This window comes from Nocardia sp. NPDC055002, assembly GCF_053608825.1.
Window position 1 is genome coordinate 108,371 of sequence record NZ_JBSGWE010000008.1, and the last position, 17,056, is coordinate 125,426.

Annotated in this window: 19 protein-coding genes; 7 read left to right on the top strand and 12 right to left on the bottom strand. The window is 67.2% G+C overall.

Translation table 11 applies throughout. The features are described from left to right. Positions 1–183 precede the first annotated feature (183 nt). Together ACWF99_RS28090 and ACWF99_RS28095 are read right to left on the bottom strand one after the other, a co-directional pair. Complete coding sequence (locus tag ACWF99_RS28090) at positions 184–615, bottom strand: hypothetical protein (protein ID WP_452537821.1); 432 nt, start codon at positions 613–615, stop codon at positions 184–186. Positions 616–746: 131 nt separating this feature from the next. Then, positions 747–1,586, bottom strand: a complete 840-nt coding sequence (locus tag ACWF99_RS28095) for a DUF6597 domain-containing transcriptional factor (protein WP_452537914.1) — start codon at positions 1,584–1,586, stop codon at positions 747–749. A 62-nt stretch (positions 1,587–1,648) separates the two neighbouring features. Between ACWF99_RS28095 and ACWF99_RS28100 the strand changes: the two genes are divergently transcribed. Next, positions 1,649–2,116, top strand: coding sequence for a VOC family protein (locus tag ACWF99_RS28100; protein WP_379317382.1), 468 nt, complete (start codon positions 1,649–1,651; stop codon positions 2,114–2,116). A 107-nt stretch (positions 2,117–2,223) separates the two neighbouring features. Here the strand turns inward: ACWF99_RS28100 and uvrB are convergent, their stop codons facing one another. After that, positions 2,224–4,401, bottom strand: a complete 2,178-nt coding sequence (gene uvrB, locus ACWF99_RS28105; protein ID WP_452537823.1) for an excinuclease ABC subunit UvrB — start codon at positions 4,399–4,401, stop codon at positions 2,224–2,226. 372 nt (positions 4,402–4,773) lie between these two features. Here uvrB and ACWF99_RS28110 point away from each other — a divergent pair, with 372 nt between their 5' ends. Beyond that, the gene (locus ACWF99_RS28110; protein WP_452537824.1) at positions 4,774–5,394 is read left to right on the top strand and encodes a DUF402 domain-containing protein; all 621 of its coding nucleotides are present in this window, start codon (positions 4,774–4,776) and stop codon (positions 5,392–5,394) included. 46 nt (positions 5,395–5,440) lie between these two features. Then, positions 5,441–5,992 (top strand): DUF402 domain-containing protein, encoded by a 552-nt coding sequence (locus ACWF99_RS28115; protein ID WP_452453703.1) that lies wholly within the window; start codon positions 5,441–5,443, stop codon positions 5,990–5,992. Between the two features lie 28 nt (positions 5,993–6,020). Here ACWF99_RS28115 and ACWF99_RS28120 read toward each other — a convergent pair whose 3' ends face one another. Both ACWF99_RS28120 and coaE read right to left on the bottom strand, forming a co-directional pair. Beyond that, the gene (locus tag ACWF99_RS28120) at positions 6,021–6,452 is read right to left on the bottom strand and encodes a hypothetical protein (protein WP_378661173.1); all 432 of its coding nucleotides are present in this window, start codon (positions 6,450–6,452) and stop codon (positions 6,021–6,023) included. A 120-nt stretch (positions 6,453–6,572) separates the two neighbouring features. Continuing rightward, positions 6,573–7,775 (bottom strand): dephospho-CoA kinase, encoded by a 1,203-nt coding sequence (gene coaE / locus ACWF99_RS28125; protein ID WP_378661171.1) that lies wholly within the window; start codon positions 7,773–7,775, stop codon positions 6,573–6,575. A 148-nt stretch (positions 7,776–7,923) separates the two neighbouring features. Between coaE and ACWF99_RS28130 the strand changes: the two genes are divergently transcribed. Next, on the top strand, positions 7,924–8,136 hold the full coding sequence (locus ACWF99_RS28130) for a hypothetical protein (RefSeq protein ID WP_378637096.1): 213 nt from the start codon (positions 7,924–7,926) through the stop codon (positions 8,134–8,136). A gap of 35 nt (positions 8,137–8,171) precedes the next feature. Here the strand turns inward: ACWF99_RS28130 and ACWF99_RS28135 are convergent, their stop codons facing one another. Continuing rightward, a complete protein-coding gene (locus ACWF99_RS28135) occupies positions 8,172–9,713 on the bottom strand; it encodes a phospholipase C (RefSeq protein WP_452537826.1) in 1,542 nt (513 codons plus the stop codon). A 69-nt stretch (positions 9,714–9,782) separates the two neighbouring features. After that, complete coding sequence (locus ACWF99_RS28140) at positions 9,783–10,487, bottom strand: TetR/AcrR family transcriptional regulator (RefSeq protein ID WP_452537827.1); 705 nt, start codon at positions 10,485–10,487, stop codon at positions 9,783–9,785. Positions 10,488–10,577: 90 nt separating this feature from the next. Between ACWF99_RS28140 and ACWF99_RS28145 the strand changes: the two genes are divergently transcribed. Beyond that, positions 10,578–11,252, top strand: coding sequence for an NAD(P)-dependent oxidoreductase (locus ACWF99_RS28145; RefSeq protein WP_452537828.1), 675 nt, complete (start codon positions 10,578–10,580; stop codon positions 11,250–11,252). A gap of 91 nt (positions 11,253–11,343) precedes the next feature. Here the strand turns inward: ACWF99_RS28145 and rpsA are convergent, their stop codons facing one another. Beyond that, positions 11,344–12,822, bottom strand: coding sequence for a 30S ribosomal protein S1 (rpsA, locus tag ACWF99_RS28150; protein WP_056824523.1), 1,479 nt, complete (start codon positions 12,820–12,822; stop codon positions 11,344–11,346). Positions 12,823–13,050: 228 nt separating this feature from the next. On the opposite strand from rpsA, the gene ACWF99_RS28155 reads away from it, so the two are divergent. Next, positions 13,051–13,899 carry a class I SAM-dependent methyltransferase gene (locus tag ACWF99_RS28155; RefSeq protein WP_378637106.1) on the top strand — a complete coding sequence of 283 codons (849 nt, stop codon included), beginning with the start codon at positions 13,051–13,053 and terminating at the stop codon, positions 13,897–13,899. Here ACWF99_RS28155 and ACWF99_RS28160 read toward each other — a convergent pair. Further along, the gene (locus tag ACWF99_RS28160; RefSeq protein WP_379299737.1) at positions 13,896–14,450 is read right to left on the bottom strand and encodes a hypothetical protein; all 555 of its coding nucleotides are present in this window, start codon (positions 14,448–14,450) and stop codon (positions 13,896–13,898) included. The genes ACWF99_RS28155 and ACWF99_RS28160 overlap by 4 nt on opposite strands. 87 nt (positions 14,451–14,537) lie before the next feature. Beyond that, positions 14,538–14,831 (bottom strand): hypothetical protein, encoded by a 294-nt coding sequence (locus ACWF99_RS28165; RefSeq protein WP_452537830.1) that lies wholly within the window; start codon positions 14,829–14,831, stop codon positions 14,538–14,540. Positions 14,832–14,934: 103 nt separating this feature from the next. Between ACWF99_RS28165 and ACWF99_RS28170 the strand changes: the two genes are divergently transcribed. Next, entirely contained in the window at positions 14,935–15,966 is a 1,032-nt protein-coding gene (locus tag ACWF99_RS28170) for a helix-turn-helix transcriptional regulator (protein WP_452537831.1), read from the top strand. Positions 15,967–15,984: 18 nt separating this feature from the next. Here the strand turns inward: ACWF99_RS28170 and ACWF99_RS28175 are convergent, their stop codons facing one another. Continuing rightward, positions 15,985–16,155 carry a toxin-antitoxin system HicB family antitoxin gene (locus tag ACWF99_RS28175; protein WP_378637115.1) on the bottom strand — a complete coding sequence of 57 codons (171 nt, stop codon included), beginning with the start codon at positions 16,153–16,155 and terminating at the stop codon, positions 15,985–15,987. 8 nt (positions 16,156–16,163) lie between these two features. Then, entirely contained in the window at positions 16,164–17,051 is an 888-nt protein-coding gene (locus ACWF99_RS28180; RefSeq protein ID WP_358188763.1) for an SPFH domain-containing protein, read from the bottom strand. Positions 17,052–17,056: the final 5 nt, after the last annotated feature.

Consider the following 17,056-nt stretch of genomic DNA (forward strand, 5'->3'; position numbering starts at 1 on the left):
TCAGGCCGATTTATCAGAAATCGCAACAGATCACACCGGGAGTGTTGGCGTTCCTGCCCGATGTCACGGTGGCCTTCGCAACAGTCGAGAAGATTCACCTGCGGCAACAAGACCGCGGTTCGAAGAAATTGTGGCCTATCACAACACGATCAACGACATAGTGCGGCTGGGACTTTGATCACATCAACCGGAGAAACTGGGGAACCCACAGGCCGCGCTTCCGGTGCCGGTATTCGCCGCCACGGTCACCGTGGCGGGGGTGATCCACCAGCTGTTGAGATAGCTGTCGACTTTCGCCGTCAGCTGGTGCGCGCCGGCGGCGGCGTGACGCCAGGAGGTCTTGGTCTCGCCGATCGCCGGGATCGTGACCGTGTCGATCACGTCACCGTTGTCATAGAAGGTCACCGGTGCGCCCGCGTGGCCCGAGCTGTAGCCGACGACGTTGACCGCGACCACCGTGTAGGAACAGCCGACCTTCGGATCGGCGCTCGACACACTGACCCGCTGGCCATCCGAGATGTCCGCGTGCGCGCCCGGCGCGAGCAGAGCCGTGGCGGCCAGCGCGGTCGCGAGGGCGGCCCCGAGACGGGCGGTCCGGTCGAATGATGTTGTCACTGTTGATGTCCTGACTTCTCCACGCAGCAACGGCCGCTGCGAATGCGGTGACACTATCGACGAACACCGCCGCTCCAAGGTGGAATGTCCATATTTCAGACCCCCTACTTCTCGGGTCTGGACGCACCCGATCAGCGCGCCCTGGGGACAGCGCTCACTGCCTGTGCGCTGCGCGCGTATTCCGTCGGCGACATCCCGATCTCGGCGGTGAATTCGCGGCTGAAATGCGCCTGGTCGAAATAGCCGAGCTGGGCCGCGAGTACCGCGAGATCAGGGCGGCCGTGCGCGAGCAGGTCGGCGGCGTCCTGCAACCTGAACCGGCACAGTACCCATTTCGGGCCTGCCCCGACATAGCGGCGGAACAGGCGTTGCAGGGTGCGGATCGGGACGGCGAAACGATCGGTGACCTGGTCGACCCTGGTCAGCTCCGGATCGGTCGCCATGGCGGTGACGATGCGGGTCACCAGCGCGTAGTGCGGATCGTCGGTGCGGCCACGGCCCGCGAAGAACTCCTCGACGATGTCGCGTCGGCGCTCGTCGGACTGTTCGGCCAGCACTCGGTCGGCCAGGCCCTCCGCCTCGGGCAACACCGCGCTCAGCGGGGCCGAATCATCGCGCAGCGCGCCGACATCCATGCCGGTGAAGGCACCGAATCCGCCGGGGGCGAACCGGATGCCGAAGGTCTCGCCTTCCCCGGCGAGCTCGCGCACGTACTTCGTCGTGCACACCCCGGTGACGAAGCCGCCGGTGCGGGTGGTGCTGCGTTCGAAGGTGACGTTCACGCACGGGAACGACAGCACCTGCGCCGAATAGCTGGGCCGACCACGCAGATCCCACCGCACCACCCAGTACCGGTCCGCGAACTCGGCCAGCGCGGGCCCGACCCCCAGCCGGTTCAGCGAGCGGTGCCTCGCCTGCTCCTCCGGGTGCAGGATTCCTTTCACATCACCGGGATCCGGCGCCGCTGTCATCACCGGCCGATCTGTCGCGTTCTTACAAGACGGGCCGTCGGCCGCGGAGCAGGATCGTAGTCATGACCAATCCCGTTGCGCCCATTCCGGAGGGCTACCACTCCATCACCTGTTTCCTGGCCGTGCCGGACGGAAACGCGGCCATCGACTTCTACACCGCGGTCTTCGAGGCGAAGGTGCTCAGCCGCGCCGATCTGCCCGACGGCCAGCCCGCGCACGCCGAACTGCTCATCGGGGATTCCACCCTGCAGCTCGGGATGCCCATCCCCGACAACAATGTTCGCGCCCCCGAGGACTGGGTGCACACCTCGGTGGTGCACTACTGCCCCGACGTGGACGCGGTGATCGCCCGCGCGCTCGCTCACGGTGCCCGCAGCGCCGAGGAGCCGCAGACCTTCGTCACCGGAGATCGCTTCGGCGTGGTGATCGACCCCTTCGGCCACCGCTGGGCGGTGATCACCCGCGTCGAGGACGTCTCGAAGGAGGAGGCCGACCGCCGCGTCGCCGCGTGGATGGCCGAGCAGGCGTAGCGCCCCGCCGGGCCGGGTCCGCAGCGGCCTCGCCTCCGAGCAGCACCCGCGCGATCGGTCGCGCGACTCGGGGGCGGGGTCGCCCGGGGACCGTGGCGCCGGCATGGTCAAGAAATCCCCGCGGCGTCCATCCCGCGCAGCTCCTTCTTCAGGTCGGCGATCTCGTCACGCAACCGGCCCGCCAGCTCGAACTGCAATTCGCGGGCCGCGTTCATCATCTGCGCGGTGAGTTCGGTGACCAGGGCGGCCAATTCGGCACGTGGCATCGACTTCACATCGCGTTCGGCGTAGATACCCGAGCTGGCCCGGCCCGGTTCGCCCTGGGCGCGCCTGCCGCGGCTGGCATTGCGGCCCGATCCGCCGACGGCTACCTCGTCCTCGGCCTCGGTGTACACCTGATCCAGGATGTCGGCGATCTTCTTGCGCAGCGGCTGCGGGTCGAGGCCGTTCTCGGTGTTGTAGGCGATCTGCTTGGCACGGCGACGGTCGGTCTCCTCGATGGCGTGCTGCATCGAGTCGGTGATCTTGTCCGCGTACATGTGCACTTCGCCGGACACGTTGCGCGCCGCGCGGCCGATGGTCTGGATGAGGCTGGTGCTCGACCGCAGGAAGCCTTCCTTGTCGGCGTCGAGGATCGCGACCAGCGAGACCTCGGGCAGGTCGAGGCCCTCACGCAGCAGGTTGATGCCGACGAGCACGTCGTATTCGCCCAGGCGTAGCTGCCGGAGCAGTTCGACGCGCCGCAGTGTGTCGATCTCGGAGTGCAGGTAGCGGACCTTCACACCGAGGCCGAGCAGGTAGTCGGTGAGGTCTTCGGACATCTTCTTGGTGAGTGTGGTGACCAGAACCCGCTCGTTGCGCTCCGAACGCTCACGGATCTCGTGCACCAGGTCGTCGATCTGCCCCTTGGTGGGCTTGACCACGACCTTCGGATCGACCAGGCCGGTCGGGCGGATGACCTGCTCGACCACCTCACCGCCGACCTGACCCAGCTCGTAGTTGCCCGGTGTCGCCGACAGATACACCGCCTGGCCGATTCGACCGGCGAACTCCTCCCAGGTCAGCGGCCGGTTGTCGACCGCCGACGGCAACCGGAAACCGAAATCGACGAGGTTGCGCTTACGCGACATGTCACCTTCGAACATGCCGCCGATCTGCGGCACCGTGACATGCGATTCGTCGATCACGAGCAGGAAGTCGTCGGGGAAGTAGTCGAGCAGCGTCGCAGGCGCCGAACCCGCCGGGCGCCCGTCGATGTGGCGCGAGTAGTTCTCGATGCCCGAGCAGAAGCCGACCTGACGGATCATCTCCAGGTCGTATTCGGTGCGCATCCGCAACCGCTGAGCCTCGAGCAATTTGCCCTGACGTTCCAATTCCTCGAGCCGCGCGGCCAATTCGGCCTCGATGTCGCCGACCGCGCGCTCCATCCGCTCCGGACCGGCCACGTAGTGGGTGGCCGGGAAGATGCGCGCCGAATCGACCTGGCGCACCACGTCACCGGTGAGCGGGTGCAGGTAGTAGAGCGCCTCGATCTCGTCACCGAAGAACTCGATGCGGATCGCCAGCTCCTCATAGGACGGGATGATCTCCACGGTGTCGCCGCGCACCCGGAAGGAACCCCGGGTGAACGACATGTCGTTGCGGGTGTACTGCACGTCGACGAGCAGCCGCAGCAACGCGTCGCGGTCGATCTCGCCGCCGACCTCGAGCTGCACCGACCGGTCCAGATACGACTGCGGGGTGCCCAGACCGTAGATGCACGACACCGAGGCGACCACCACGACATCGCGACGCGAGAGCAGACTCGAGGTCGCCGAGTGCCGCAGCCGCTCGACGTCGTCGTTGATCGAGCTGTCCTTCTCGATGTAGGTATCGGTCTGGGCGATGTACGCCTCGGGTTGGTAGTAGTCGTAGTACGAGACGAAGTACTCGACCGCGTTGTTGGGCAGCATCTCGCGCAGCTCGTTGGCCAGCTGCGCGGCCAGGGTCTTGTTCGGTGCCATCACCAGCGTGGGGCGCTGCAACTTCTCGATCAGCCAGGCGGTGGTCGCCGATTTACCGGTACCGGTGGCGCCGAGCAGGACGACGTCCTTCTCCCCCGCGTTCACCCGGCGCTCGAGCTCGGCGATGGCCGCGGGCTGGTCGCCGGCGGGCGAGTACTCGCTGACCACCTCGAATCGAGCGCCCGAGCGCTCGATCGTGCCGACGGGGCGGTGTTCGGAATGGGCGATCGGGTGACCCCGCTCTTCGTACCCTTCCGTCGGGATCTCGGTTGCGAATGCCATGGATCCAGCTTAGGCGCGACCACTGACACGTTTGCGCTCCAAGCGAGCCGCCGCCCGTCCGCCACACCCCGCGCCGCGCCGAGTGCTGCCGGTCGGGTCGTGGTCGTTCTGGTGAACTTCTGCTCATCGATGCCGTCGCGGCACTGCGCGACTGTGACGACAGCCACCGGCAAGCAAACCGTCGGCGACCCCCATTTCGCCTGGTCGGGGCGACCGCCCACGAACGCGGCGAATGACCGGCACTTCGCGTGATGTCCGAAAAGTCCCTTGCGCCAAGGATATTCGACGATCGAGGCGCCGAATCGACCACGCCACAACTCCCGATGCGGGCGTACCCTGAGTTGATCATCGGACGTGGTGAAGGACAAGGCCATGAGCGTTCTACTTCCCCTGCTCGTCGCGGCTCCCGCGGTAACCGGATTCGCCGGCTATTTCGCCAGAGAGATACGCGGCCCGCTAACACCGACCACCGTCTCCACGACCGTCTCTCCCTCTGCCAGACCCCGGGGCGAATACTTCGACCTGGCCGAGCTGACCAGCACCGACGCCAAGGGCTACATCCGCCCGGTCGACCGGTACGAAGTGCAGCCGTGGGGCATCTACCTGGCCCGCATCCTCGACCGGCCGCACGGTCGCTACGAGGAGTCGTGGATGCTGCCCGGCCAGGCCATTCGCGCCACCATCAGCCACGACCGGCCCGGCCATCACCGCAGCCACGATTACGTGCTCGACATCATCGAGTGCGTCCAGGTCGGGCCGAAACGGTGGCGGGCCACCGACTACTTCCTCGACATCGCGGTGCGGCGCGGCCGGTCCTCGACGCTGTCCGGGTCCAGCGAGCTGCTCGCCGCGCACGCCGCGGGCCATGTCGGCACCGAGCACGCCGACCGGGCGTTCGAGCGTGCCGCGCACGCGCTCGACGGGCTGGCGGCCAACGACCACGATGTCGAGCAATGGTTGCGGTCGCAGGAGATCACCCTGACCTGGATGTGACCGGCGACCGGGCGCGGGTCGGCACGCGCCGGTAGATTCTGCGCTCATGACGCAGGCATCCACCGTGCACGTGCATCCACCCAAGGTCGAGTACTTCGACGTCGCGGCCGGAACGAACACCGATCCCAAAGGTTTCGTCCGGCCGGTGGAGATCTATCGGGTGGAACCGTGGGGCCTGTACATGGGTCGCCAGTCCGATCACGCGCACTTCCACTACCTGGAATCGTGGGTGCTGCCGGAGCTGTCGCTGCGGGCGTCGAAGCTGCACTACAACCCCGGCGTCGAGCAGTGGCAGGACATCTATGTCGATGTGGGCGCGTTCACCAGGGAGTCGCCGACGCTGTGGCGCTCGGTCGACCACTACCTCGACGTACTGGTCCGCACTCGGCGTGATGTCCGGCTCGTCGACGTCGACGAGCTGCTGGCCGCGCACACCGACGGCCTGCTGGACGCCGCGCAGTGTCAGGCGGCGATCGAACACGCCACCGCGGCGATCGACGGGATCGCCGCGCACGGCTATTCACTCGAGGAATGGCTGAGCACCTTCGGGATGACCCTGACCTGGCGCCGAAACGACGAACCGCCCGGACCTCGGTAGGGGGTCCGGGCGGTGCGGGGAGTCGGTGTCAGCCGGCCGACAGGCTCGGGAACAGGTCCGCGAGGCCGCCGCCGCACGACGCACTCCCGGTGCTGCCCGCCGCACCGACGGTGACGGTGATCGAGTCGCTGATCAGCAGCTGACGTGCCTCGAGCTTGTGCTGGCCCGCCGTGGTGGGCTTCCAGGTGATGCTCACGGTGCCCGAGAGCAGCGATGGCGACACCGGGCTGCCCGGAATATCCACGCCGTTGTCGGTGAACTTCACCGAGGTCAGCCGGTCGACCTCGACGCTGGCGGTCAGCTTGTAGCTGCAACCGACCTTGTGGTCGGTTCCGGCCACGCCGAGATTACCGACCCAGGCCGAAGCCTGTGGAGCGGCCAGCACGAGGCTGGCGGCGACGGCGCCGAGTGCGGTGATGCCGAAGCCCGCACGGCCGAACTGACGGTGATGTGTTGTCATACGCGCTACAACTTCCCTGTGAATCGAGTCACCCTGTAGTGACTTCGCACAATTTACACAGCGCGAGACAGCGTGCGGACAGTTTCCGAAACATTGATGTTTAACAGATTGGCGCGCGGTTCACGCGCGGGCGGCGGCCCACTCGGTGACCACCGGATAGACCGCGTCGAACCACGGTTCCTTCACCACGTAGTAGGCATCACCGGCCGCGTCGCCGGTCAGATCCGCCGCCGCGAGTTCGGCTCCGCGCTTGACCGCCAGGTACTCCGACCGCGCGCTCTCGTTCGCGCGCAACCAGTCGCGCAGATCGAGCGCGAACCGCTGTCCGAGCGAATCCCGCACGCGCAGATGAATATTGGCCGGCCTTCCCGGATCGGCATTGCCGTGCAGGCGTTTTCCCCAGAGGGCGAGGTCGGTCCCCTCGGGATCGCCGTGGCTCGGTTTCGGATTGTCGTGCGTCACCTGGGGAGCGAGCGGGAACCCGGCGGCCGTCAAGGCATCCGTCAGCGATTCGGCCGTGGCCATATCGGCCACCGTCACCTGGATGTCGATGATGTCCTTGGCGGGGAGTCCATGCACCGCGGTGGATCCGACGTGATCGATGCGCACCGCCGACGCACCGCAGGCCAGGTGCAGCCGGGCGATGATCCTGCGCGCCTGCATATCCCATTCCGGGTCGGTGACGAGAACGTAGTCGGCGCGCGCCCGGATGCCCTCGCGCTGATTGCGCTCGAACGGCACCAGCCGTCGCGCCCACAGCTCACGGACCTGCGCCTCGACCACCTCCGGCGCACCGTTGTTGTCGAGCCACACATCGGCGACCGCGCGGCGCTGGTCGTCGGTGGCCTGGGCGGCGATCCTGACTCGCGCGTCGGCTTCGGCCACGCCGCGGTGTTCGACCAGCCTGCGCAGCCTGGTCTCCTCTTCTGCCCCGACCACCACGACGAGCTGCATCAGTGGCGCGAGCCCGTTCTCGACCAGGAGCGGAATATCCTGCACCACAACGGCATCGGTGGCCGCCTCGCCGATCAGATCCGCAGTACGGGCGCCGACCAGCGGATGGGTGATGGCGTTGAGCTTGCCCCGAGACACATCGTCGGCGAAGGCGACCGCGGCCAGCGCGGGCCGGTCCAAGCTGCCGTCGGGGCTCAGAATGCCCTCACCGAATTCCTCGACCAGCGCGGCCAGGCCCGGCGTACCGGGGGCGACGACCTCGCGCGCGATCGCGTCGGAGTCGATGAGCACCGCCCCGAGTTCGACCAGCGTCCGCGCCACTGTGGACTTACCCGCTCCCATGCCTCCGGTGAGGCCGATCCGCAACATGGGCCCAGTCTCGCATCCCGGCCGCCGCGCCGGGGCACCTCCTCCGACACGCCCATGCCCGGAGCGGCGGAAGATCCCGGGCCGGGCGCGTCGCGTGGATTAATCTTCCGCGCAGGCGAGAAGGCCGCACGACTACCGGAGGATGATCATGAGTACCAGGAACCACCGGGCGGCTCGCCACCGCCTCGGTATGCCCGGCGGTGTGCACTGCATCGAATTCCCCGCTGTTGCAGCGACTCTCGCCGAGTACCGGCGCTCCTGGTTCACTACCCTGCTCTCCCCCGCCAGACACAGCTTCGCCGCGATGCGCAAACGCCCGAGCATGGCCACCGGATACTGGTCGCCCGCCGCCGCGAGCTGACAGTGGGCCCGGCGCGATGCCGAGCCCACCCCCGCTCAGACGCCGACGAGACCGCTCGGCGCGCGCCGCGCCCCCGGCTGCTGCGCCGGCATCGCATTCGGCGGCACCGGGTACGGCACACCCTGTCCGAGGGTGCCCGCCGCGATATTCGGACCGCACTGCGCGATCGCCGCGTCGGCCTTGGGGCGCGGGTCGGGCAGCACCGGTTTCGCGGCATTCGGCGCCGCCGCGAAGTCGAACGTGGATGTCATATCGCCGGTGACGCCGCGTCGCCACGCGGTCAGGTTCGGCACGTCGACGCCGAATCTGGTTTCCAGCAAACGCAATTGGGACGTGTGGTCGAAGGTCTGCGAGGCGACCAACCCACCGCGGCTGTACGGCGAGATCACCGTGCACGGCACCCGGTAACCCAGTCCGATCGGGCCGGTGATCCCACCCGCGGCGGGCACCCGATCCAGTGGCACCGTCAGGAATTCGCCCGTGGTGCCGGGCGGCGGGGTCGGCGGCGTGACGTGGTCGAAGAAGCCGCCGTTCTCGTCGTAGCTGATGATCAGCGCGGTCTTCTCCCACACCGCCGGATTCGAGGTGAGGATATCGAGGAGCTGCACTATGCCGAGCGCACCGAAAGCCGCCGGCAGCGCGGGGTGTTCGCAGTGCAGCAGTGACGGCACCACCCAGGACACCGCGGGCAGCGTGTTGTTGGCGACGTCGGCCTGGAAATCGTTCGGGTAGGTCGGTGCGATACCACGGCGCGCCAGTTCGGAATTCGGGTCGGCGGCCTGGGTGAAGCAGCCCATCATGCCGTCCAGGAGCATCGACGAGGCCGGGCCGACATCGCGATTGCTGTAGATCTTCCACGGCACCCCGCCCTCGGACAGGTTCTCCGGGTAGGTCCGCCAGCTGTAGACGTTCTTCGGAAGCAGAGTCGGCGTCTCCACCAGCGGACCGCCCGCCAGGCCGTCGGGGTCGATGCTCGCGCTCATCCAGTACAGCCGGTTGGGGTCGGTGGGACCGAGCACCGAGCAGTGGTAGTTGTCGCACAGCGTGAACGCCTGCGCGAGCTCGGTGTGGATCGGAATGTCTTCCGGTAGGTAGTAACCCATCGCCGCGGGCGCATTCGCCGGCCCGACCGAGGCCACCGACATCGGCATCCAGCCGTCGTTGCGGCCGTTGTTGAATGCCTTGTGCATGCCCGGCCAGGTGTGGTCGGGGTCGTTGATGCACTCCCCGTCCAGCGTGGCGCCGCGGGTGGTGTCGAGCCGGAACGGTTCGACGAAACCGTCTGCGGTGGGCCCGATTCCGGGCGACCACCCGTACTGACGCCACGACGCGGAGGACTCACCGAACCCGCGCACCCCCGACAGGGTGCCGAAATAGTGGTCGAAGGACCGGTTTTCCTGCATGAGCAAGACGAAGTGCTCGATATCGCCGAGCCCGCCCATGCCCACCGGATCGGCGGCGAAAGCTCGGTCGATAATCGGATTCGCCCAGGTGGCAAGCGTTCCCACCGCACCGGCGGCCATAGCCTTCGCAAGGAATTGTCGCCGGTTGAGACCGGCGAAGGGACCAGAACTCATCGGAGTGGAGCACCTTTCCCATAGGGGGATGGAGCAATCGCGCACACGCTACCCCACCTGGGAAAAGACCTACTCGCGCAATCCGAGTGAACGGACCAGATCGAGCATCTCGGCCCGGTAGAGCTTGTCCGGATGTTGCGCCCGAGGCCCGAGATGTCCGTAGATCTCCAGCGCCAGCAGCCCGTGCATGCGCCCCCACATCCGCAGCGCGAGAGCCAGTCCCGCGGGCGGCAGGTCGGGGAATTCGCCGCGCACGTGGTCGACGAGCGCGGGGTCGAAATCCGGCCATGCCGGTGCGCCGATGGTCTGCGAGGTCGCGGCATACGGCCAGGCCGCGGCTGCCAGACCGACCAATCCGCCGCACGCACGCAGTTCCGCCTCGTGCGCGGGACCGCTCGACGGCGGTTGATAGCCGAGAACTGGATCGCCGTAGATCAACTTGAACCCAGCGGGATTGGCGACCGCCCATTCCCGGACAGTCTCACCCCAGGCCATGATCCGACCGGCTGGATCGGTTTCGGGCACGGCATCGCGCGCGGCCTCTGCCCGGTCGACGAGCGAGGTGTAGACGTCGGCGATCAGCGTGGTGATCAGGTCGTCCCGAGCGGGAAAGTACCCGTACAGCGCCCCCGCGGTCATTCCCATCTCTCTGGCGATGGCCCGCAAGGAGATCGCGTCGGGACCGCCTTCGGCCAATAGCCGCAACGCGATCGCCTTGATCTCCGCTGTCGCTTCTTCGCGCAATCGCTCGCGCCGATTCCTCACCTCGACCACGGTTGACACCCTACAGCGTTCGTCTACTATCAGCCGTGTCATTACTGAACGGCGTGTAGTAATCGAACAGCGCTGAGGATTGAGGGCATTGTGGAAATCGGAGTATTCGGCGCCACCGGCGTCATCGGCTCCCGAGTGGTCGCCGAAGCACAGGATCGAGGGCACCGGGTCACAGCGTTCACCCGTGATTCCGCTCGTTTTCCCGCCGAGCGGGGCGACACGACGTGGCGAGCAGCCGATTGGCTCGACACCGACAGCATCGCCGCGGCGATCGCAGGGCTCGACGTGGTGATCAGCGCCGTCAACGCGGGGCACGGCATCGCCGACACCATCGCCAAGGCAGACAATTTCGTCGTCGGCGCGCGGGCGATGGTCGGTGCGCTGCAACAACATCCGGATATCCGGTTGATCGTCGTCGGCGGTGGCGGGAGCTTGGAGGTCGCCCCCGGCCTGCAATTGGTGGATACCCCGGACTTCACCAGGGTGCTCACCGAGGAACTGCTAGTACCGGCCGAGTACCGCGAGCCCGTGCTCGCCGGTCGCGATGCGCTCAACATCTATCGCCAGTCCAATCGGCACTGGACCTATCTGAGCCCGTCCTCAGGGCGTATCGAACCGGGCCCGCGCACCGGTCGCTACCGACTCGGCGGCGACCAACTTCTCGACTCCGACACCGATATCTCGGCCGAGGACCTCGCTGTCGCGCTCCTCGACGAGGTCGACAATCCGCGCCACCTTCAGCGTCGTTTCACCGTGGGCCGCTGAACAGGATCTGCCCAGGAAAGGCCGAAGGCCCCGGTCCATATGGACCGGGGCCTTCGGTAATGCGGGTGTTGATTCAGGCGTTTCCGCTGAATCAGGCGTTGCCGGAGAGCTTCTCCCGCAGAGCCGCGAGCTGGGCATCGCTGGCCAGCGAGCCGCCCGTGGACTCGGCCGGACCGGAGGTGGACGCAGCCGCGCTGCCACCGGTCTCGGAGGAGTAGTTGCCCGCGACGGGACCACCAGCGGCGGCCTCGGCGGCAGCGTCGGCTGCCATCTTCTCCATCTGGGCAGTGTGCATCTTGTGGCGACGCTCGGCCTCGGCGTAGCGGCCTTCCCACTCTTCACGCTGCTTGTCGAACCCGTCGAGCCATTCGTTGGTCTCGGGATCGAAGCCCTCGGGGAAGATGTAGTTGCCCGCATCGTCGTAGCTGTCGGCCATGCCGTACTTCGACGGGTCGAACTCGGCGTTGTAGTCCTCGTTCGCCTGCTTCAGCGACAGCGAGATCCGACGACGCTCGAGGTCGATGTCGATGACCTTGACCATGGCGTCGTCGCCGACGGCCACAACCTGGTCCGGGACCTCGACGTGGCGCTCGGCCAGCTCGGAGATGTGGACCAGGCCCTCGATGCCCTCTTCGACGCGCACGAAGGCACCGAAGGGAACCAGCTTGGTGACCTTACCGGGCACGATCTGGCCGATGGCGTGGGTCCGGGCGAACTGACGCCACGGGTCTTCCTGAGTCGCCTTGAGCGACAGGGAGACGCGCTCGCGGTCCAGGTCGACGTCGAGAACCTCGACGGTGACCTCGTTGCCGACCTCGACAACCTCGGACGGGTGGTCGATGTGCTTCCAGGACAGCTCGGAGACGTGCACCAGGCCGTCGACGCCACCCAGGTCCACGAAGGCACCGAAGTTGACGATGGAGGACACGACGCCCTTGCGGACCTGGCCCTTCTGGAGCTGGTGCAGGAACTCGCTGCGGACCTCGGACTGGGTCTGCTCGAGCCAGGCGCGACGCGACAGGACCACGTTGTTGCGGTTCTTGTCGAGCTCGATGATCTTGGCCTCGATCTCCTTGCCGACGTACGGCTGGAGGTCGCGGACACGACGCATCTCGACGAGCGAGGCGGGCAGGAAGCCACGGAGACCGATGTCGAGGATCAGGCCGCCCTTGACGACCTCGATGACGGTGCCCTTGACGGCCTCGTCCTTCTCCTTGAGCTCCTCGATCGTGCCCCACGCGCGCTCGTACTGCGCCCGCTTCTTCGACAGGATCAGGCGGCCTTCCTTGTCCTCCTTCGTGAGGACCAGGGCCTCGACCGCGTCGCCCACGGAAACGACCTCGTTCGGGTCGACGTCGTGCTTGATGGAGAGCTCGCGGGAGGGGATGACGCCTTCGGTCTTGTAACCGATGTCCAGCAGGACCTCGTCACGATCGACCTTGACGATGGTGCCTTCGACGATGTCACCATCGTTGAAGTACTTGATCGTTGCGTCGATGGCGGCCAGGAAATCCTCGGCGGAGCCAATGTCGTTAATGGCTACCTGCGGCGAGGTGACGGTGGTGGGCATATGTGGGTTTGCTCCGGACGGATTGTGGTCGGTTGCGGACATTGGATCTTTCGGTACGCTGCGAGATCACCGCGACGACGCGACGAAGGGATACCGGTAAAGTATCGCACGGACCGTCGCACTTGCCGCTGATCAAATTCAGCGTCCCTCTACAGCGTGCATCAGCCTACGCGACCCGCGCCGAGCCGGGCAAACCACCCCCCGCACCACGCCGATACCCTGTTGGCCGTGTCCGACGACGAACGCCACGCGCAGGCCAACGCGCTGCTGGGTACCTCAGCGACCACCCGAACCAAGATCGACTCGCGCGACAGCGAGCGCGCGAATCGCCGCTGGTGGGACGCCGACGCCGAGCAGTACCACCAGACCCACGCCGATTTCCTCGGCGTCGACTCGCCGGGCGGCGAGTTCGTGTGGTGCCCGGAGGGCCTGCACGAGGGCGACATGGGTTTCCTGGGTGACGTGACCGGCAAGACGATCTTGGAGATCGGCTGCGGATCGGCGCCGTGCTCGCGGTGGCTGGCCGGTCACGGCGCGTTCCCGGTCGGGCTCGATGTGTCGAAGGGGATGCTGGAGCGTGGCGTGGCCGCGATGGATCAGGGCGGACCGCGCGTACCCCTGGTTCAGGCGGGTGCCGAGGCGCTGCCCTTCGCTGACGCGTCGTTCGATCTGGCCTGCTCGGCGTTCGGCGGGGTGCCGTTCGTCGCCGATTCGGCGCTGGTGATGCGCGAGGTGGCTCGGGTGTTGCGCCCGGGTGGGCGCTGGGTGTTCTCGGTGAACCATCCGATGCGCTGGATCTTCCCCGACGATCCGGGCGAGGCGGGTCTGACCGCCACGATCCCGTATTTCGACCGCACTCCTTATGTAGAGGTGGACGGCGACGGTGTGCCGACCTATGTGGAGCACCACCGCACGATCGGTGACCGGGTCCGCGAGATCGTCGGCGCCGGCCTGCACCTGGTGGACATCGTCGAACCGGATTGGCCGGAATGGCTCGACCGCGAATGGGGTCAGTGGTCGCCGCTGCGCGGGCAGATCTTCCCCGGCACCGCCATCTTCATCGCCGAGAAGCCCTAGAACTCCGGCAGCGCGGCGAACGACGGATCCACGCGCACGTTCGGCACGGTGTCGGCGACCCAGCGACGCGCCCTGGTCAGCGCGTGATCGGGGAATTCGACGTCGAAGCGGACGTCATCGGACAGCAGATAGGGCAACCGTCCGCGCAGACCGGGCGCGTACGGGTGGGGCGGGCACATCTCGTCGCGCCGAACCTGCCGGCCGATCAAGGTCTCGCGCGCGCCGGGCACACCGGTCTCGGGGCAGATCACCTGGAACACCGCCGAGCACCGGTCCTTGGGCACCACGATCGACGCCGCGAAGACCAGCTCACCGCGCGGACCCGGCAGTTGGGTCTTCTCCACCCGCAGCAGGGCGGGCAACTGGTCCACCCACACCACGAACGCCTCGATCAGGCAGCCGGTCCGGGCGTGGTGCTCGGCCAGCCGCCTGCGCAGCCGTTTCAGGTCGTGCAGGCGGGCGGGCAGGTCGGGCGTGCCGTTGACATAGTTCAACGCGACGACGTCACGAGTGGCCGGATTCCCCCAGGTCGTGTCGTCCAACTGTTGCATTCCAGGAATGTCGAACGAGATGGGCACCGGATCAATTTACCGGCGGATTCGAGTTCGGTTGTCCCCGTGGGGCGCCCGGCGCGTCGATCAGGCCGAAATCCGCTCGTCGACCAAGTCGACGAGCCAGGCTTCGTGACTGATCACCATCGCGCGGCTGCGCGGGGTGGCGAGCACGGTCGCCAACGCGGTGCGGAACGCCTCGGCGGCCGTCCGATCGTCGAAATCCAGGTCGATGAGGACTCGGTGTGGTGTGCCGTCGACGCGGCCGACGCGGTAGGTGCGCACGCCGTTGTCGGCGCGGAATCGCTCGTACTGGTCGAACGCGGCCTTCCAGTCGTCGTAGTCGCGAACGGTGTTGTCGATGTGCAGGGTGACGGTCATGGTGACCTCCGTGGTCGTGCTGAATGGACAGCTCCATGGTCTGCCGGTTCGGGGCACCGGAACATCCCTGATCCTGGGGGTTTTCCGCCGTAGACTGGGGTCCGTGCCGAGCACCTTGGCAGACCGGATCGGCCGTCTGTGCCGCGCCGGGCACTCCGCCAAACGATTGCGTGAACTCGTCCTGGTCGAGATCCGCGCGAGGATCCCGTTCACCGGCCATGTCTTCGCGCTCACCGATCCCGTCACCGCGATCGCGACGGCGCCGCTCGCCGATGTCCCCCGCCTCGATCTCGCGCTCTTGCCCGACTTGATCCGCGCCCGGTATCTCACTCCACTCAATCGCTGGGACACCGTGCGCGGCACCGGCGCCCACTCGTTGCTGGGCGCCACCGACGGCGACCCGGAACGCTCCCTGCTCTGGCGCACCGCCCAGCACGATCTCGGCGTCACCGACTCCGCCACCGTCACCTTCGCCGACCGCTACGGCTGCTGGGGCTTCCTCGAACTGCTCCGCTACACCGAGTCCCCTTTCACCACACCGGAACTCGGTGAGCTGAGCACGCTGACGATCCCGGTCACCGCCGGCCTGCGCCGTACTGTCGGCGCCACCTTCGTCGAATCCGACGCCGGGCTCGCGCCGCTCGGCCCCGCGGTCGTACTCCTCGACGACACCCTGCGCGTGCGTTCCCAGACGGCAGCCGCCGCGGATTCCCTGCTGCGCCTGCTCCCCCCGGACGAACCGATTCCCCCCGTCCCCGCCTCGGTCTACAACGCGGCCGCCGCCCTGCTCGCCACCGAGGCCGCCGTCCCGCTCGGCCCCGCCACCTCCCGCGTCCACCTGGGCGGCAACCGCTGGCTCACCGTCAAAGCCGACCGCATCGGCCCCGACATCGCCGTGGCCCTGGAACCGAGCACGGCCACCGAACGCCTCGACCTGTTCGCCCGAGCCCACGCCCTCTCCACCCGGGAATCCCAGGTCCTGACCCTCTTGGCGACCGGCCTGGACTCCCACGAACTGGCAGCGGAACTGTTCCTTTCCGAACACACCGTCAACGACCACGTCAAAGCCGTCCTCGCCAAATCCGACACCCGAACCCGCCAGCGCCTCCTCACTCGCGTTCTCGGGGTCGGCTGAGACGACATGATCGATCGACTAGTTGCGCTTGGGCTTTCGGCCTGCCTGGTCGAGGGCGAGGCGGAGGGCGTATTCGATTTGGGAGTTGATGCTGCGCAGGTCGTCGGCCGCCCACTTGGCTATTGCCTCGTGGACGGCCGGGTCGAGCCGTAGCAGGATCTTTTTGGGGTCCTTCTTCGGCTGGGTCATCGGGCGGCTCAGGAGTAGAGGGATCCGGCGTTGACCACGGGCTGGGTGGCGCGGTCACCGCACAGGACGACGAGCAGGTTGGAGACCATGTTGGCCTTGCGCTCCTCGTCGAGTTCGACGGTGCCCTGTTCGGCGAGGCGGTCGAGGGCGAGAGCGACCATGCCGACGGCGCCTTCGACGATCTGGGTGCGAGCGGCGACGACCTGGGCCGCCTGCTGGCGGACGAGCATCGCCTGGGCGATCTCGGGGGCGTAGGCGAGGTGGGTGATGCGGGCCTCGATGACCTCGATACCCGCGGTGAGGGTGCGTTCGCGCAGCTCGACGGTCAGTTCCTCGGCGACTTCGGCACCGTCGCGAAGACTGGTACGGGAGTCGTCGTGGGCGTCGTAGGGGTGGGTGGTGGCGAGGTGACGCACCGCCGCCTCGGACTGGGTTTCGACGTACTCCTCGTAGTCGTCGACAGCGAAGGCGGCCTTGAAGCTGTCGACCACCTTGTAGACGACGACCGCCGCGATCTCGACGGGGTTGCCGTCGGCGTCGTTGACCTTGAGCTTCTGGGTCTCGAAGTTCCGCACCCGCAGCGAGATGGACTTACGGTCGGTGAGCGGGACCACCGAGAAGAACCCGGGCTCGCTCACCGAGCCGATGTAGCGGCCGAAGAAGGTGACGACCTTGGCCTCGTTGGGGTTGACGATGATCAGCCCGGTGGCGAGCAACCAGACGACCAGGATCACGACGACGGCGGCCACCGCGCCGATCCAGGCCAGTGCGCCACCGTTGTGCTGGGTGGCGGCGATGAACGCGAGAACGGCGGCGGCCCCGAACAACAGGGTGAACACCAGCCACCCCAGCACGACGACGAATCCATTGACGCGGAATGCGGACCGCAGCTCCATGACAT